A 17209-nucleotide genomic window follows, 5' to 3' on the forward strand; every position below is an offset into this window, starting at 1 on the left:
AATAATATTTTGCTATTAAGGAGTGGTATATATGGAATTGCATTACGGATGGAACGAATTGAAAGATATTGATTTCATGTCTATTTTGCCGATTATTTTACCGGTAATTGCTATTGGGATGATTTTAATCCTTATTGCATTAATTGATTTATACAGAAATCGAAAGACGCGGAAAAATGTTTTATTGTGGACACTCATCATTATTTTTGCAAATACTATCGGTCCAATTCTTTACTTCGTTATTGGTAGAAAGGACAGTGACAGAATATGAAATTGGAGATTAATAATGTCACAAAAAAATTCAAAGAAAAAACAGCGGTCAATAATTTTTCAATGGAATTGCAATCTGGGGAATGTGTTGGATTGATTGGGCCAAATGGGGCTGGTAAGTCGACACTAATAAAAGTCATTGCAGATATTATAGATCCAACTATGGGAGAGGTATTGCTTGATGGTAAGAAAATTTCAAAAATGAAAAAGGAAATAGGCTACTTACCACAATACCCTAACTTCTTTCAATGGATGACTGCCAAAGAAACCCTTACATTCATGGGGCAGCTCTCGGGTATCAAAAAGGAAGAATTATTAAGCGGCATTCCAGTGATATTGTCGAAAGTAGGGTTGAGCGGGGAAGAGAATTCAAAGGTGCGGACTTTTTCAGGCGGAATGAAACAAAGGCTTGGAATTGCACAGGCGCTGTTACATAAACCAGCTTTGATTGTCATGGATGAACCGGTTTCGGCATTAGATCCAATCGGCCGGAGAGAAGTGTTAAATATCATAAAAGAGATAAAGAAAGATACGACCATTTTATTATCGACGCATATATTAAGCGATGCAGAAGAGATATGTGAGAGGTTTGTCATTATAAAAAGTGGTGAAAAAATTGAGGATACTACAATGTCTGAATTATTAACCAGGAATAGCGGAAATAAAATCAATGTCGACATAACCTCAAGAAGTCAAAAATGGATTGAACATGTTAAAAGCTTGAACTTTGTCAAAGGTGTAGATGTAATGGGAAATAAATTGAAGATAGAAGTGGAAAATATTGATTCAAACAAGAATATGTTACTTGCGAATGCTCTGGAGCATAATGTTGATCTTATAAGGTTCGAAATAGATAACGATACATTGGAAGAGATTTTCTTAAAATTGGTGGTGGAAAGATGAGTGATTTTGCCGTTTTAGCTAAAAAGGAATTTGTTCAGATGGTACGTGAATATAAAGTGATTTGGCTGCCGCTTGTATTTATATTTTTAGGAATAACTCAACCAGTCGTAAGTTATTATTTACCTTCAATATTAGAGGCACTGGGCGGGGCCCAAGGGATCACCATTGATCCAAGCATGGCAGCCCAAAAAGGCGGCGAAGTTCTTGCCAGTACCTTAGGGTCTCAATTTGATCAGCTAGGGGTCATGATCATCATCGTTTCCATGATGGGAGTCGTACAATCCGATAAAGCAAATGGTATGCTGGCTTTCATTCTTACAAGGCCCGTGACGGTTGGATCTTACATAAGCGGGAAGATCATTTCCAATTATCTGTTTGTTGCCTTCAGTGTAGCATTGGGATATTTGGTTTCATATCTGTATGCAGTTTTTTTGTTTACGAGTGTTGATTTTGCGGATTTAATAGTGGCTTTGCTGTTCTATCTGCTGTGGATCCTATTTATCGTTTCATTCACGACGATGATCAGTACCATTTTTAATAGTCAGGGTATTATTGCATTAATTTCGATAGTATTTCTCCTCGGCTGTAGAATCATAGTTGGATTAAGTCCCGTAATGGACAATGTGAATCCAGCAAGCATGAGTAAACATGCCATGGAAGTACTGATTTTAGGCACAGTCAATTCACAAGCGATTTGGGGTGCATTAGCGGCACTTGAGTTGACGGCAGTAGCGATATTGGTAACGAACATATGGATTTCAAAAAAGAAATTCAATAACGAATAAGTTGGGTATGAAGGAAAAATATATCGACGAAATCTACAGTTATACCTCCGAAAATAGGAATATATCGACGGACTTCCACAGTTATATCGATGATTGAAATGAAAAAGGACTGATTTTTTACTCAGTCCTTTTTCAATGTAAAGTCCACACAAATCGGCGCAAATCGATTAAATGAGAAACATCGCGACAATTGTAGTCACTGCTAAACCAATGGTTACCGGAAGCAGATTCCGGCGGGCAAGTTCAAAGGGACTGACGTTACATATGGCAGCTGCTGGTATCAGTGCCCATGGAATCAGGGTACCTCCGCCAACCCAAATCGCGGTTATTTGCCCGAGTGCAGTCAAGGTGGCGGTTCCGCCACCGATTGCCGTGCCAAAAAGTTTGGCGACAGATCCCGCTAAAGAAATGCCTGAGAAGCCCGATCCATCCAAGCCAGTGATGGCACCGATGCCCGTTAATGTGACGGCGGCTATTTCTTTCGTTAAAGGAACGGAGGCTGCCAAGGCGGCACCAAGGTCATTGACGATGCCGAGGGATGTTTTTGGTAAGTAGTCACCGATGATCTGATTGAATCCAGAATCACCTAGATAGAAGAATGCGGCGATCGGAATGACGGGTCCGAATACTTTAAAGCCAAATTGAAAACCCTGAATCAAATAGGCCGTTGATTTTTCAAGACCTTGTTGTTTATGTGCGACAAGGGATAAAATCAGCAAAATGAAAACGGCAGTGCCCCCAACCAATGCCGTTGCATCTCCGCCTTGCAACTTCAAAATCGACAATGCCACAACATCCAACAGAAAGGCAATCGGAATGAAAATGGCAAAAAACCTCTTTTGTCTCAATGTAAGCAAATCTTCATTCATTGTCTGATCTTGGACGATCCCCTCATTATCCGCCGCATTGATTTTTCCCAGCTTCATATCCCGCTTTAAAAGGATAAAGGCGGAGAGGGTGGTGACGACCCCCATTGTAATGACAAGTGGGATGCTCGCAGCGATGACATCACCGACTGGTATGGAAGCCGCATCGCCCGTTAGTTTAGGGGCAGCCTGAATGATGAAATCCCCTGATAATGCTATTCCGTGACCAAATAGGTTCATCGCCATCGCCACACCAAGAGCAGGTAAACCAGCCCGTAAAGCAACAGGGAGCAGAACAGCCCCAAGTAAGGCAACGGCAGGTGATGGCCAGAAAAACCAGGATATCATCATCATGACGATTCCGATTACCCAAAAGGCAAGTGTAGGATTTTTAATGAATTTCGCAAACGGTGCAATCATGACATCATTAATGCCCGACTTCGTTAAAACCGTGCTCATGGCAACGATGATTGAAATGATTAATATCGTGGACATTAATTCCGTGATTGCGAAAATGAAGCTGTTGAATATCCCGCTTATGGAAGAGGCTAAACTGCCTGTAGCCACTAAAGCCAAAAGGAAAATACCAATTATGCAGATGAGGGTAGTATCACGACGTTTTACCATAAACCCGATTATCAATGCAATGAATACAACATAAATCCAATGGAGTGCCGTTAATTCCATCTCCATGATCCGTCCCCCTCATAAATGTGCCTAGTTACAGATTATGAGGGAGGTACGGGGTGGTGAGTTGTTTCATAAATTTAAAGGCTTATCTTCTTTATTTTCAACAATACTTCAAGTATTCTTAACTTGAATAGCAACTACTGTAAATGAGGGATAAGCCGTGAAGCAAATATATAGTGATGTCATACAATTTCGGGGTACACATTATGAGTTTGGATACATGCAAGGGGAGGAATTAAAAGATTCACTAACGGTAAAAAATCGTGAAGATCAGTGGAAGATCAGGCAGCCTCGGTTTACGGTTGAAGAAGAAGAGGTCAAGAAAGCCATTACACAATTCGCCCCTGGAGTTTGGGAAGAATTACTGGGGTTGCAAGAAGCGCTGAAATGGCCAATTGACCGCGTGCTGCAAGAGTTTGGTGGATACCGTTTGGATTATGTTCGGTCGGGCTGTTCCATCATGACAGGCGATGATTATCTCATTCGCAATTATGATTACCACCCAAAGACCTATGAAGGACGCTATGTCTTATTCCAGCCAACCGATCAAGGGTATTCAAGCATCGGCCCGAGTCAGCGAGGGACTGGTCGAATGGATGGAATGAATGAAAAAGGTTTGGTGATAGGCTATAACTTCATGAATCGCAAGAACCCTGGAGATGGTTTCATCTGTTGCATGATTGGCAGACTGATTGTTGAATCTTGTGCGAACGTTCAGGAAGCGGTCGCGATGTTGAAGGAAATCCCGCATCGTCATTCTTTCACTTACGTCGTCTATGATAAAAGCGGAAGTACCTATATCGTTGAAACCTCCCCGAGAAATGTAGAGGTGCGCACGTCAAATGCCTGTACAAATCACTTTGAAATCATGAAAAATGAAAACCGTAACCATCTTATCGATTCAAAACGCCGATTGGAGATCATCCAAGATCAGGAGGGAAGACTTTCATCTGCCTACGATGCTTATAGGTTGTTTAATGATACCAATCAAGGTGTCTTCTCGGATTTATATAGCAGCTGGGCAGGAACGATTCATACATCCGCTTATTTACCTAAGGAGATGAAAGCTTGGATTGCCTTGGGAGGGAACCAGGAGCCGACTTCAATAGATTTTGAAAAATGGCTCGAAGGGGAAGATGTTGAGTTAAAACGAATCAACGGTGTAATTGATACGGATATTCCCTTCGTGCATATGGATGAGGGAGCGAATTGGTTTCGAAATTGAACGTCTTTAAGTAAATTTGAACCTTGCGTTGTTAACAGGCCCAATCCTTGGATTGGGCTTTTGTTGTTCTATTTTTAGGCAAACCTGGTACTATTTATTAGTGGATGGCACAGTAATATAATATGATGAAGTAACAGATTTTGGATTGGGGACAAGAAGCTGGATTTGTGTGCCGTACTTGTACAATGAATAAGGGGATGAGCGAATGTTTTCGACAGCTATTGGTTGGTTTCGGTTTATTACAATAATTGAGGGAATCTCATATGTTTTATTGCTTGCCATTGGTATGCCCATTAAGTACATATTGGATATTGGGGAAGCAACACTCATTTTAGGTAGCATCCATGGTTTCTTATTTGTTGTATTTGGACTTTTATTACTTTATGTGAGCATCATATCAAAATGGTCCTTTTTAAAAATGGCGATGATTTTCATCGTTTCATTCATTCCATTTGGTAATTTTGTAATCGATCGCAGGCTTCTGAAGCAAAGTTAAATACTTTTACTTTTAAAAAATCCATAAAAAAACGTCTTCCTATTTAAATGGCAGGCGTTTTTTTTATGGATTTAAGCTTGCTGTAAGGTTGGCACAAAGATGCTGTAAGAATGGGCATGTAAAGTATAAGTATCAACAATACTGAAGAGGTGAAACAAATGGGACCATTATTAAAAGTGGAAAATATAAAAAAAACATATGGTAAATCAAGCGCTGCCTTCACAGCGTTGGAAAATATATCTTTTGAGATTCATGAAGGGGAGTTTGTAGGAATCATGGGACCTTCTGGAGCGGGGAAATCGACGTTGCTCAATATGTTGGCAACCATTGATTCGCCGACTGAAGGGGAAATTTTCATGAATGATACGAGCATTCACGATATGAAAGGGGTAGACTTAACGGATTTCAGACGTGATAATCTTGGTTTCATCTTCCAGGATTACAATTTGCTTGACTCATTGACTGTTAAGGAAAATATATTATTACCACTGGCGATTGCAAAAATTCCAGCGGAAGAAATTACTAACTTGGTGAATCGTATTGCTAAAGTATTTGGGATTGAAAGCTTATTAGCTAAATATCCATACCAAATCTCCGGCGGGCAAAAGCAAAGGACAGCTGCAGCCAGGGCACTTGTGACAGAGCCTGCATTGATCCTGGCAGATGAGCCCACAGGTGCACTTGATTCAAAATCAGCAACAGGTCTGCTGGAAAGCTTAAGTGAACTAAATGAAAATAATAATTCCACCATCATGTTGGTGACACATGATGCATATGCCGCAAGCTTCTGCCGGCGGATCATTTTCATCAAGGATGGTACGCTTTCAACAGAAATATATCGTCGTGGCCAATCACGTAAAGCTTTCTTCCAAGAAATTATGGATGTCCTTGCAAAAATTGGAGGTGAGGTAGATGACGTTATTTAGTCTGGCGAGAAAGAATATTGCTCGAAACCTCTCCCAATATTTTTTATATATCGCATCCATGGTATTTAGCATTATCATCTATTTTACATTTGTAACATTAAAATATAGTGACACAGTTGCAGAACAAACGGCTTCATCACAGAAATTGGATTCATTAATGAGTGGTGCGGCTGTCATCCTGATTTTCTTCGTTGCCATTTTTATTGCCAATTCCAATTCATTCTTCATGAAAAAACGTAAAAAAGAAGTGGCATTATATGCATTGCTTGGCGTACGTAATCGTCAGATCGGTTTTATGCTCTTCTTTGAAAACCTATTGCTAGGCTTGGTTTCATTGGTTGTGGGTATTTTACTTGGATTTCTTTGTTCAAAAGGGTTCATGACGATTTTGATCTATTTAATGGGCTATGATGTCATAGCACCATTTACATTTTCGGAATCTGCTGCTTTGAACACCTCAATCGTATTTCTGATTATTTTCTTGGTGACATCATTCCAGGGCTATCAGTTGATTTATCAATTTAAACTAATCGATCTCTTCCATGCAACGAAAAAAGGGGAAGCGGCTCCGAAGCCATCGATGATTGTAGCCATTCTGGGAATTTTTCTGATTGTCATGGGTTATTGGTTGGCGATGCAAGATCTATTTACTTCTAAAGTATGGGAAAAAGTCGGTTTTTTGATGACGGCACTCATCATTTTGACAACTGTTATTGCCGGTACGTTTTTATTGTTTCATAGCGTGACAGGCTATGTGTTAGCGGTGATTAAGAAAAATGAAAAATGGCTATGGAAAGGCCTGCATCTGATGACGATCTCGCAGCTGCTATATCGTATTCGGGGTAATGCACGGACATTGACCGTAATTGCAGTGTTAAGTGCTACAACGGTAACGGCTGGCGGTGCGGTTTATGGCCTTTATTATAACGCGAATGACCAAGTTATGACCGTTGATCCGAACACCTTCATGTATCAGCAAACGGATGCAAAAAGCGATCAGCAAGTCAGCGCTATATTGCCAGATACAAAGTATGATGAAAATGTCGAAGCACTATCTGTCACATTTAATACAAAAGAACTTAGTGAGGGATCAGCATTCGATAGCTCTGATAAAAGGATTTACACGATAATCGATGAAAGAACATATAACAAATTAGCAGAAGTACAAGGTAAGGATGCATTGCTTGTGAATAATGGCAAAGCAGTCATTTTAGATATTGGATATGACAAAAGATTTTCACCTGAATACAGGGACAAGACGATCAGGACAGAAAACAACACGGCAATCACATTCCAAAGCTTTAAAACACAAACAGTTTTAAATGCCAAAACAGCAGGCATTGCAGTGGTTGTATCGAATGATCAATTTAAATCATTGCAAAAAGAAGGGGAAGCCCTAAACTATCGTGTTATCGGAGTTGATCAAGCTTCCACTGATTTATCGGGGGGAATTGCAAAACAATTGCCTGAAGAAGCGCTATTTTCCAGTGCCCCTCAAGATTTTCAAACAAGCATTGAAGGTGTAGGCTCATTGCTCTTTATCGGAAGTTTCCTTGGTCTTGTTTTTTTAGCGGCAACAGGCAGTATCATTTACTTTAAAGTTCTAACGGAAGCTGAGGAAGATAAATCACAATACAATATGCTCCATAAGATGGGCGTTAACGCAAAAGAAATGCGGAAGTCCATTGCATCACAAGTGTTTGTAATCTTTTTCGTTCCACTGGCAGTGGGGTTATTACACAGTGCGGTTGCTTTAAAAGCCTTCTCGGGCTTATTGATGATGGACCTGGAAAAACCTGTGTTGATCTGGATGATCGCCTATACGGTCATTTACGGTCTGTATTATATCTTAACGGTAGCTTCCTATAATCGTATTATCACACAAAATAATAAAACAGAAGGATGATCGAGATGAAGAAATTTATTATGGTAGTTGGCATTTTGTTTATATTGGGAGCGGCAGGTGTCTTCGCACTTACTAAAATGGACTTTAACCGCATGAATGCCGATAATTATTATTTGCAAATTACAGAGGATGGGGTACAACATGAAACCAAACTGGATGATGGTTCAGTGATGACTTACTATTCTTATAAACTGGACGCCAAAAATGCAGATGGTGAAACGATACCACTTGAATTCACGGCACAAAAGAATCTTCGAAAAGACGCTTACTTAAAGATGTACGTGAAAAATGGTGATGAGGTTTCGTCATATGATGAAGTGAAATTTGAGGATATTCCAAAAAAAGCACGAACAAGATAAATGAAAGAAGGGCTGTCTGTAAATTATGGACAGCCCTTTAAATAATTATAAAAGTATCGTAATTGTGGTTCCCTTATTTTCAACGCTAGTCAAATCAAGTTTACCTTTATGAGCCAGAATAATGTCCCTTGCAATGGCCATTCCTAAACCGGTCCCATGTGTACTGGCAGTATTCGTACCTCGATAGTAGCGTTCAAAAACCTGTTCCAAGTCTTTGTCGGGAATACCGCGGCCATTATCGGCAATGGTAATTTTGGTATGAAGTTCCGATTGTGGACCAATATCATCAATTTGTATTTTCACGACGACACTTTCATCATTATGTACGAGCGCATTGTAGATAAAGTTAAAAATCGCCCGTTTCAGTAATTTTTTATCCACTTTACGTGTTGCTTTATCCACATTTGCCACAAACTCAACCTGTTTATCACCAAATTGTGAATCATTTAAAAGCTCGATCGTCATTTCTCTTATAAACCCAACGATATCAACAACTTCAAATTGCAAAGGAAGTCGTTGGTTGCGCAAACGCATCGTTAAATTGAGGTCATCCAATAAGTCTTTCATATATACGGACTGTCTATTAATAATGGATGTAAACTCATACAATTCCTGTGGTGTTAATTCAGAGGCATTATCTTTCATCAATTCTGTATATCCATGGATGGAAGCAAGTGGCGTCTTCATGTCATGAGAAACATTGCTAATCCATTCCTCACGCATTTGGTCGAGTTGATCACGTTCCTTTTCATACTGATCCAACTTTATAGATAGTTCATTCATATTGTGAAAGACATCTTCATAAACGCCTTTTGGTATACTCATCTTTTTGAAACGTCTTTCGCGAAGCTGCTGTATTCCTTCTATTAAAGTGTTAAGTGGTGTCGTTAATCTTTTACCAAATAATAGTCCAATGACTAGGGCGATAATAATATCCACGGTTAAAAACAGTAAAAGTATGATGTTGATGTACTTTAAAATGTGAACATAATTATAGGACATTACATATCGGCCTATTCCTCGATCTTTAACCCCTACAAAATAGCTGAAATCATGAGCTTCGCCGACGAAAACAGTCGTCTCTGCATCAATTTCTTTATACTTATACATTTGGACGATTTCAACAGGAGAATATACGGTTTGCAATTTTTGAGGTGTGTAATAGGCAGAAACTTGTTCGCCCTTATCATTCAAAAATTGTATCCAGGCGTTATTGTTCCGCAGTTTTTCCAGCCCATCTTCATTTACCATTGGTTTGTCATCTATCAGTTCTACATATTGTGAAAAAGATCGGCTAAAGTTTTCCGCAGATTCCTCTTCCGTGTCGAAATGAACAAAGAGTAAGCATAAAAGTAAAATTGTATTTACGATTCCTACGATTACAACAATTGTCACAACGGATCCTAAAAAGCGCCGTGTCAATTTCCACTTCATCTTGTTTCACCCTTGGTTTGTAATTTATAACCAAGTCCTTTAACGGTTATTAAAAAAGAAGGGTTTGAAGGATCCGCCTCGATTTTTTCGCGTAAACGGCGAATATGAACCATAACTGTATTATCAGAGCCAAAGTAATCATCGCCCCACACATGTTCAAATAAAGTTTCTTTGCTCAAAATCTGATTTGGGTGATGCATAAAACAGCTCATCAGTCCGATTTCTTTAGCTGTGAGCTCTAGCGTTTTGCCATCCTTTTTCACTTCATTTTCATTTGCACTAAGCTCAAAAGGACCAACTTGAAATTTTTTCGGAGCAGCTTTTTCCTCTGAAAAGCCCGCACGCCTCAGCTGCGCCTTTACCCGATATGCAACTTCCTTCGGACTGAATGGCTTGGTAATATAATCATCCCCGCCAATCGCCAACCCTAAAAGCTTATCAATTTCCTCATCCTTTGCCGACAAAAATAGAATGGGCACATTCGACACTTCCCGAATTTGCTTGCATAAATCATAGCCTTCACCATCTGGCAGCATAATATCTAGCAAGACTAGTGATGGATTGAACTTCTGAAACTTTGCCCACCCATCCGCAATCGTCCCCGCCGTAACAATATTCGGGATACCTTCTTTATGTAAAACCGTCTCCATGAGACGTGCCAAGTCTTCTTCATCGTCAATAATTAAAATCCACTGATCATTAGACATTCTTTTACCTCCTACACATCAATCATACCCTACAGTATAGAGTACCCCTTAACAAAAAATAAGGGGAGGGAAAGTTTTTTAACGAACCCATCCATTATTTTCACGAAAAGTGCCATTAAATGAAAAATTTATGTTCAGATCAGGAATCCTGTTATCTGTTCTGTATTTAGTTAAGGTGGTTTGGGTAAGAAGATCGTGCTTCATACTGATTTGGTAAAGGTTGTATGATAAACTGTTTAAAGTATTGTCAGGAAGATTATGCTAAGTAATATGATTCAGGAATTCATTGCTTATACAGCGAATGTGGAAGAGTAAAAGGAGAAAAAAATAATGGAAACAAAAAAAGTGTTACCCGTTCTTTTTTTAGTGATGTTTTTAGTCATGGTCGGATTTGGGATCATTATTCCCGTCATTCCGTTTCTTGCAGAAAAGGTTGGTGGCAGTCCTACTGAGCTTGGACTTTTAATGGCTGTTTATTCATTAATGCAATTATTTTTTGCCCCGGTGTGGGGACGTATATCTGACCGGATAGGACGTAAGCCTGTCATGATAATCGGGATTGCTGGTTTGGCTCTTTCGTTTTTTATCACGGCCTCGGCAGATTCCTTATGGGTATTATTTGTAGCAAGGATTATTGGCGGGATATTGTCATCGGCAAACATGCCAACCGCAATGGCGTATGTGGCTGACATCACGACGCCGGAAGATCGCGGAAAAGGGATGGGGATCATCGGGGCCGCTACAGGGCTTGGTTTCATCTTTGGTCCGGCGATTGGCGGGGTATTCTCCAAATCAAGTTTGAATTTACCTTTTTACATTGCTGGAATTACCTCTTTGATTACTTTATTCTTAGTGATTGCGATACTGAAGGAATCACATACAGTTGAAAAGAGGGCCCAGCAGTCAAAAAATAAAGAATCTATGTGGAAAGCCTTTAGAGGGCCACTTAAAACCATGTTCTTTCTGCAATTGATCGTCACTCTTTCTATGGCAGGACTAGAAACGACTTTTGCTTATTTTGCAGCCAAAAAGGCTGATATAAGTCTTGTCCAATTAGGCTATATCTTTATGATCATGGGAGTTGGCAGTGCAATCGTTCAAGGTGGATTAGTGGGTAGGATGACAAAGAAATATGGAGAAGGAGCGGTCATCCGAATGGGAATCATCATCTCGGCAGCTGGGTTCATACTCATCCTGTTTTCTTCCGGCTTTTGGACATCGGCGATCTTCCTGACGATTTTCGGAGTGGGAAATGGGTTCATCCGTCCGGCAATTTCGGCGTTACTGACCAAAAGTTCCATGACGGGCCATGGCAGTGTCACTGGACTGTTATCTTCCTTCGACTCGTTCGGCAGGATTGCAGGTCCTCCGATCGGCGGTTGGTTATTTTCAATTTCGATTGATTTACCATTTATATCGGGAGCGATCCTTTCCGTTTTTGCTTTGCTTCTTTTTCAGTTATACCATGCACGGACACAGACTAGACAGGTCCCAGCATCTCATTAATTTGATGGTGGGCAAAAAACCCCCATTTTTTGAAATGGGGGGGCTGCGAGCGGTGCTTTAATAGCACCGTTTTTTTATTGAATCAGATTGAGGAATTTACGTGTGCGCGCTTCTTTAGGGTTTGTGAAGATCTGCTCGGGTGTTCCCCGCTCCATTATTTTTCCATCATCCATGAAAATGACTTCGTCGGCGACTTCACGGGCGAAACGCATTTCATGGGTTACCACGATCATTGTCATGCCTTCCTCTTTCGCCAGGTCTTTCATGACCTGTAACACGTCTCCAACTAGTTCGGGATCTAAAGCGGAAGTGGGTTCATCGAATAGCATGACCTTTGGCTCCATGGCCAGGGCCCTTGCAATTCCGACTCGTTGCTGCTGTCCGCCGGACAATTGAAACGGATAAAAATCGATTTTCTCACCTAAGCCGACTTTTGTAAGCAGGGCAGCAGCCGTTTCCTTTGCTTGATGTTTGGCTATGTTTTTTACAATGATGGGTCCTTCCATTACATTTTCCAATGCTGTTTTGTGGGGGAAGAGGTTATAGCTTTGGAAAACCATCCCTGTTAAACTGCGAAAAGATGTAATTGAATTTTTTTTAACGGATTTTTTGAAGTCCATTATGGTTTCATCAATTTCAATCGTCCCGTCCGTGGGTACTTCAAGGAGATTCAAACACCGAAGAAAGGTTGTTTTACCTGAACCCGAAGGACCGATCAATACAATGACTTTACCTTGCTCCACTTCCAAATCGATGCCTTTTAATACTTCAAGGTCACCAAACGATTTATGAAGATTCTTAATGTTGATCATTTTAAAATCTCCTTTAACTACTGCGGTTCTTATTTTGCTACATAACGATTAAGTCTGTCCTCTAAACTTCCTTGAATGAAAGATAGTATTGTACACAAAATCCAATATAAAGCAGCTGCTTCTATGTAAAGTAGTAGAAATTCATAGTTTTTTGCAGCGATTTCTTGAGCTTTACGGAACAATTCCGTTACCAGAATGAGTGAGGCAAGCGATGTATCCTTTAAAAGGCTAATGAACGTATTGGATAATGGGGGAATGGATACCCGCGCAGCTTGAGGCAAAATGATGCGCTTTAAAGCTTGGGTATATGTCATCCCGATTGAATAGCCTGCTTCCCATTGCCCTTTTGGTATGGATAAAATGGCTGCTCGGATAATTTCTGAAGCGTATGCTCCCACATTTAAAGAGAATCCTATAATGGCCGATATGAAAGGATTGATTGTTACACCTAAATTTGGAAGTCCATAGAAAATGATAAATAATTGCACAAGTAAAGGTGTCCCGCGGATGATTGACACATATACACGCGCAATTATTTGAAGAATCCTTATGGAAGATAATCTTGCCAATGCTGTGAGTACAGCAAGAATAAGACCGAGAACGAATGTGATCAATGTTAGTGGAATCGTATATTGAATAGCTCCCTCTATCATAGGATAGAGGGAGGTTTGAGCGATGGAAACAAGCTGGTTCATACGCTCGGGGTCGGTGAAAATATTACTTAGGAGAAACATCTTCACCAAACCATTTATCCGAGATTTTCGCGTACGTGCCGTCGTCTTTCATTGCTTTAAGTGCTTTGTTTACTTCTTCCACTAATTTGCCACTGTCTTTTCTGAACATTAAACCACTTGCAACTCCGCTTTCTTCCTCATCAGCCACTTTGATAGGTGCATCCGGGTGTTGCTTTTTATAATCAAGGTACGATAATTTGTCATTGATCGTGGCATCTACACGTTTAGAACCAATAAGCTGTACGGATTGAGAAAATCCTTCAATACCTGTAACTTCAGCACCATGAGATTTGGCTAAGTCATTGTAGTTACTCGTTAAAGATTGTGCAGAGGTCTTGCCTTTTAAATCATCGAAGGATTTAATATCCGTATTATCTTTGTGTACCAGTAATACGGCCCCTGATTGAATATATGGGTCAGAGAAATCATATTTCTTTTGACGGTCTTCATCGATGCCCACTTGGTTTGCGATCATATCAAAACGTTTTGCATCCAAGCCTGCAAACATGCCGTCCCATTGTGTTTCCTTGAATTCAGCTTTCACTCCAAGGCGTTTTGCCACTTCTTTAGCAATTTCAACATCAAACCCCGTTAGTTTATCTGAATCATCGTGGAATGTGAAAGGAGGATATGTACCTTCTGTTCCAACAGTTAATACGCCATCTTTTTTGACTTTATCATATAGACTTTCTTGTGAAGAAGATTTATTGTCGGTATCGTTTGCCTCATTTTTTGTATCGGTACCACAAGCGGTAAGTACAACCGTGAAAGCTAACAATAGCGATAAAAGTGCAACCATTTTTTTCATTTGGGTAAACCTCCTAGTAATCTGATAGGGATTGATACTCTGTGATACTATACAAGAAAAGGAAAAAAGTCAATGAAAATAACTTATATCATTAGTGTTAATGAAACTTGGTGAATTATACGGTTTTTCACGCATTGAAGTGAAAATAAAAGTAAAAGAAAGGTGTATCGTCAACCAGGGAAGGAGCTGAACCGATATCCATTCTAAGGAGGCAAAAAGCCCCTTATCCACGTCAACTATTAGCTAAGCGGAGAGGGGCTTTTTGGACTGTCCAGAACTATTTCAGGATTCTTTTTAACTTAACGTTTTTTATGATTTTTATCCTCTACACTAACGAAGATAGGGTTCGAATAGAACCAAAGGTCTTTATAGTTACGTTTGTTTATTTCTGAAAAGCGTTTTTCGTTATCCTCGATTTCAGTCTTTGCATCGATCAGCGGTTCACCGTCCATCGTTTCTCCAGAGACATTTTCCCCGAGATTCGTGCCGCGCAAACGGAAATATTGATCCTTATTTGCTCTGAACTTGTAAGTGATGGTATGAAAACCATCGCGATCGGTTTTCCAGTCTTTACTTGTAAAGCGTTTAACCACTTTTGTCGTATCATTGGTGGCTTTATAAGCAGGTGTTCCAGGTACTGCTTTCCCGGTTACTTCCCCGGAAATTAGATCCACGTGATCCACCTTGACCTGGTCCCCGTTATTGTTCTTTTGGGGGCTTTTAAATCGGATGGTGATCTTGACCATCTGTCCTTCCTTAACTTTAAGATCCCCGCCCATATCTGCCTTGTTGTTTCCGTTTTTAGCTTGGAAATCAAGGGCGCTGATCAAGTCACCAAAAACGGAGAAGGATTTCCCTGATTGCATGCCATCAAGGACGGATTGCATCGATGAACCATTTACCCATGTATAATTCTTGGAATATTCACCTGGCCAGTAGCCGCTTGAGTAAAAGCGGTTTTCACTGATTTCAAAATGGGAGTCTGAATTGGAAAAGTTCCAGAACTTACGGCCTTCCCCAAGAAGGGCATCCCAAGCACCTCCTACCTTAGCGAGCATGTGATCGGAACCGCCGTAGGTCCTGTTTTCCGGTGTTGTCAGATTTAAACCGCCTCTATCCGGCTCCATCTGGTTACCTGGCATACCTTCGAACCCGAACATGACATCCGGGGCTATATTGTTGAAGTCGCGAAAATCAGATATGTTGTACACCCTTTTTCTTGATGGGTGGTTCAATATGGCATAACTTGTATTCTTATAATTTTTCTCGAGCCATGCCAATGCTGTTCGAGCATCCTTGGATGTCTTATTGGCTCTTTGATCCTGTGCTTTCCAGACGGCTACATCATCAGGATCAAACATCTTTTCATCCTGGTTGGTGAACAGATATTCGAACTGATTGCCAGCTTTCAGACTTTTCGGTGAGCCCGGCTTGTCTCCCAAAATTCCTATGCCGACATGCTCGTATGTGGGCATATCCCATTGAAGCCTGAAAAGATGACTTTACTTTTAAATTTGCCCTCTTTTTGCAATTGCTCCATTTTCGGGGTTTGATATTGTATGATTCCCTGAGATAGCGGTATCGGCCCGCCTGTAATCAAATTTCCCTCAGCATCCCTTGAAGACATCCTCAAGTGGTCGGAAATTCCCATCCAATCCATACCATACTTATCAAATGCGTTATTTAGCAAGCTCTCAAGGCTCTGTGAGCCCTCGGCATCATCGGACTGAGTGGTATGGGCATGATATTCCCCCTTCATCCATCCGCCTCCCGGATTTGTCTGAGTGTCTGCTGAATCATTTGCAGCAACCGCGACCGGAAGACCCTGAAATAGGATGGCTATGCTTAGAACCGTTCCTGTGAAAGCCCTGAACTTATTAATCATCTTACGGACACCCTCCATATATTGAAATAATGTTGAGCTAATTTTATTGTGAAAATATTAAGAGCCCGTTTGGGGGGAGTATGGATTTTGTAAATTAAATGGCCGGGTTGCTTCCATAATATGTTACGGGAAGCTGACAGCGGTTTGGAAGAAGAAGAAAGAAGGGGAGGGCATGAAACAAAAAAGGCTGTAGAGAAAATTTTCTTTCTCTACAGCCTGCGACAATTATATTATTTAGCTTCGAGTAGATTGATATGATCCACAGTTTGATCTTCACCGACAATGAATTGCAGTTCATAGTTCCCTGTCTTGTAAATGTAGTTGTCTTCATTCGTACTGGAAATATGGCGTATTTCGTCAGCACTGCCGAGTTGTTTTCCTAAAACTTTAGGAGTGATGCTTCCTAGATTATGGTCCCGTTCTACATTTGTCCCAAAATATCGGATTTGTGAGATGGTTTTGTCATCATTATAGGCAAATGCAAATCCTGGATGCCCCATTTCTGCATGGTAATAGTCAAAAGTTTCATCTGTGTTACCTGGCTCAGGGGGAGGACCAAATGTCTCATATACTTCTTTTTGGGTGTTTTCATCAATTTTCAAACCCAAGGCAGTATAAGGCATTTCCCCTGAAAAAGCTTTGTTGTAGATTTCGTGTAAGGTGGTAAGAGCGTGTTCCTTAGCTATGCCAGAAGCGGAATCCATTGTGGATGCAGCCCCAACCGGTTCTGTTGGAAACGATGCACCTGCCCCTAAAAGGGAACCGGTTAGAATAACGGCGCTAACCATTCTGGCCGCTGGTTTTTTAGATAACATTTCTTATCCCTCCTATACCATTACTTTTCCACAATTTTCTTACATGAAACATTTTCTTGATGATCAATGATTGTAACACTTG

18 protein-coding genes are annotated in these 17209 nt (G+C 40.5%); 9 read left to right on the forward strand and 9 right to left on the reverse strand.

The features are described 5' to 3' along the window. Positions 1–31: 31 nt before the first annotated feature. From ACSR9O_RS20880 to ACSR9O_RS20890, 3 genes are read left to right on the forward strand one after another with little or no spacing between them, the layout of a single operon-like run. Positions 32–271 (forward strand): PLDc N-terminal domain-containing protein, encoded by a 240-nt coding sequence (locus ACSR9O_RS20880; RefSeq protein ID WP_434167933.1) that lies wholly within the window; start codon positions 32–34, stop codon positions 269–271. Continuing rightward, positions 268–1173 carry an ABC transporter ATP-binding protein gene (locus ACSR9O_RS20885; protein ID WP_491725003.1) on the forward strand — a complete coding sequence of 302 codons (906 nt, stop codon included), beginning with the start codon at positions 268–270 and terminating at the stop codon, positions 1171–1173. Before ACSR9O_RS20880 ends, ACSR9O_RS20885 begins: the two co-directional genes overlap by 4 nt. Continuing rightward, complete coding sequence (locus tag ACSR9O_RS20890) at positions 1170–1958, forward strand: ABC transporter permease (RefSeq protein ID WP_260359107.1); 789 nt, start codon at positions 1170–1172, stop codon at positions 1956–1958. Before ACSR9O_RS20885 ends, ACSR9O_RS20890 begins: the two co-directional genes overlap by 4 nt. A 167-nt stretch (positions 1959–2125) precedes the next feature. Here ACSR9O_RS20890 and ACSR9O_RS20895 read toward each other — a convergent pair whose 3' ends face one another. After that, a complete protein-coding gene (locus tag ACSR9O_RS20895) occupies positions 2126–3517 on the reverse strand; it encodes a hypothetical protein (RefSeq protein WP_101225517.1) in 1392 nt (463 codons plus the stop codon). 157 nt (positions 3518–3674) lie between these two features. On the opposite strand from ACSR9O_RS20895, the gene ACSR9O_RS20900 reads away from it, so the two are divergent. The 5 genes from ACSR9O_RS20900 to ACSR9O_RS20920 all read left to right on the forward strand — a co-directional run bounded on the left by ACSR9O_RS20900 (position 3675) and on the right by ACSR9O_RS20920 (position 8426). Further along, on the forward strand, positions 3675–4739 hold the full coding sequence (locus ACSR9O_RS20900; RefSeq protein WP_491725004.1) for a C45 family autoproteolytic acyltransferase/hydrolase: 1065 nt from the start codon (positions 3675–3677) through the stop codon (positions 4737–4739). 205 nt (positions 4740–4944) lie between these two features. Continuing rightward, on the forward strand, positions 4945–5235 hold the full coding sequence (locus ACSR9O_RS20905) for a DUF3817 domain-containing protein (protein ID WP_034305497.1): 291 nt from the start codon (positions 4945–4947) through the stop codon (positions 5233–5235). 158 nt (positions 5236–5393) lie between these two features. Further along, positions 5394–6161 carry an ABC transporter ATP-binding protein gene (locus ACSR9O_RS20910; RefSeq protein ID WP_491725005.1) on the forward strand — a complete coding sequence of 256 codons (768 nt, stop codon included), beginning with the start codon at positions 5394–5396 and terminating at the stop codon, positions 6159–6161. Then, positions 6148–8067: an FtsX-like permease family protein gene (locus ACSR9O_RS20915; protein WP_491725006.1), complete on the forward strand. Its 1920-nt coding sequence runs from the start codon at positions 6148–6150 to the stop codon at positions 8065–8067. Before ACSR9O_RS20910 ends, ACSR9O_RS20915 begins: the two co-directional genes overlap by 14 nt. 5 nt (positions 8068–8072) lie before the next feature. Then, entirely contained in the window at positions 8073–8426 is a 354-nt protein-coding gene (locus tag ACSR9O_RS20920; protein ID WP_491725007.1) for a YxeA family protein, read from the forward strand. A gap of 45 nt (positions 8427–8471) precedes the next feature. Here ACSR9O_RS20920 and ACSR9O_RS20925 read toward each other — a convergent pair whose 3' ends face one another. Both ACSR9O_RS20925 and ACSR9O_RS20930 read right to left on the reverse strand, forming a co-directional pair. Beyond that, the gene (locus tag ACSR9O_RS20925; protein WP_491725008.1) at positions 8472–9860 is read right to left on the reverse strand and encodes a sensor histidine kinase; all 1389 of its coding nucleotides are present in this window, start codon (positions 9858–9860) and stop codon (positions 8472–8474) included. Further along, on the reverse strand, positions 9857–10567 hold the full coding sequence (locus ACSR9O_RS20930; protein WP_434167926.1) for a response regulator transcription factor: 711 nt from the start codon (positions 10565–10567) through the stop codon (positions 9857–9859). The genes ACSR9O_RS20925 and ACSR9O_RS20930 overlap by 4 nt, the downstream gene beginning before the upstream one ends. A gap of 330 nt (positions 10568–10897) precedes the next feature. On the opposite strand from ACSR9O_RS20930, the gene ACSR9O_RS20935 reads away from it, so the two are divergent. Beyond that, positions 10898–12073 (forward strand): MFS transporter, encoded by a 1176-nt coding sequence (locus ACSR9O_RS20935; protein ID WP_101225509.1) that lies wholly within the window; start codon positions 10898–10900, stop codon positions 12071–12073. Positions 12074–12147: 74 nt separating this feature from the next. Here the strand turns inward: ACSR9O_RS20935 and ACSR9O_RS20940 are convergent, their stop codons facing one another. The 6 genes from ACSR9O_RS20940 to ACSR9O_RS20965 form a co-directional block, all read right to left on the reverse strand. Next, entirely contained in the window at positions 12148–12885 is a 738-nt protein-coding gene (locus ACSR9O_RS20940; RefSeq protein ID WP_491725009.1) for an amino acid ABC transporter ATP-binding protein, read from the reverse strand. A gap of 29 nt (positions 12886–12914) precedes the next feature. Continuing rightward, positions 12915–13619 carry an amino acid ABC transporter permease gene (locus ACSR9O_RS20945; RefSeq protein WP_101225507.1) on the reverse strand — a complete coding sequence of 235 codons (705 nt, stop codon included), beginning with the start codon at positions 13617–13619 and terminating at the stop codon, positions 12915–12917. Next, a complete protein-coding gene (locus ACSR9O_RS20950; RefSeq protein WP_101225506.1) occupies positions 13603–14427 on the reverse strand; it encodes an amino acid ABC transporter substrate-binding protein in 825 nt (274 codons plus the stop codon). Before ACSR9O_RS20950 ends, ACSR9O_RS20945 begins: the two co-directional genes overlap by 17 nt. A 299-nt stretch (positions 14428–14726) precedes the next feature. Continuing rightward, positions 14727–15902: an S-layer protein gene (locus tag ACSR9O_RS20955; RefSeq protein ID WP_491725010.1), complete on the reverse strand. Its 1176-nt coding sequence runs from the start codon at positions 15900–15902 to the stop codon at positions 14727–14729. After that, positions 15875–16312, reverse strand: coding sequence for a hypothetical protein (locus tag ACSR9O_RS20960; protein WP_491725011.1), 438 nt, complete (start codon positions 16310–16312; stop codon positions 15875–15877). The genes ACSR9O_RS20955 and ACSR9O_RS20960 overlap by 28 nt, the downstream gene beginning before the upstream one ends. A 230-nt stretch (positions 16313–16542) precedes the next feature. Beyond that, on the reverse strand, positions 16543–17127 hold the full coding sequence (locus ACSR9O_RS20965; protein WP_101225504.1) for a YjgB family protein: 585 nt from the start codon (positions 17125–17127) through the stop codon (positions 16543–16545). Between the last annotated feature and the right edge of the window lie 82 nt (positions 17128–17209).

It is taken from the genome of Peribacillus sp. B65, from assembly GCF_058513295.1.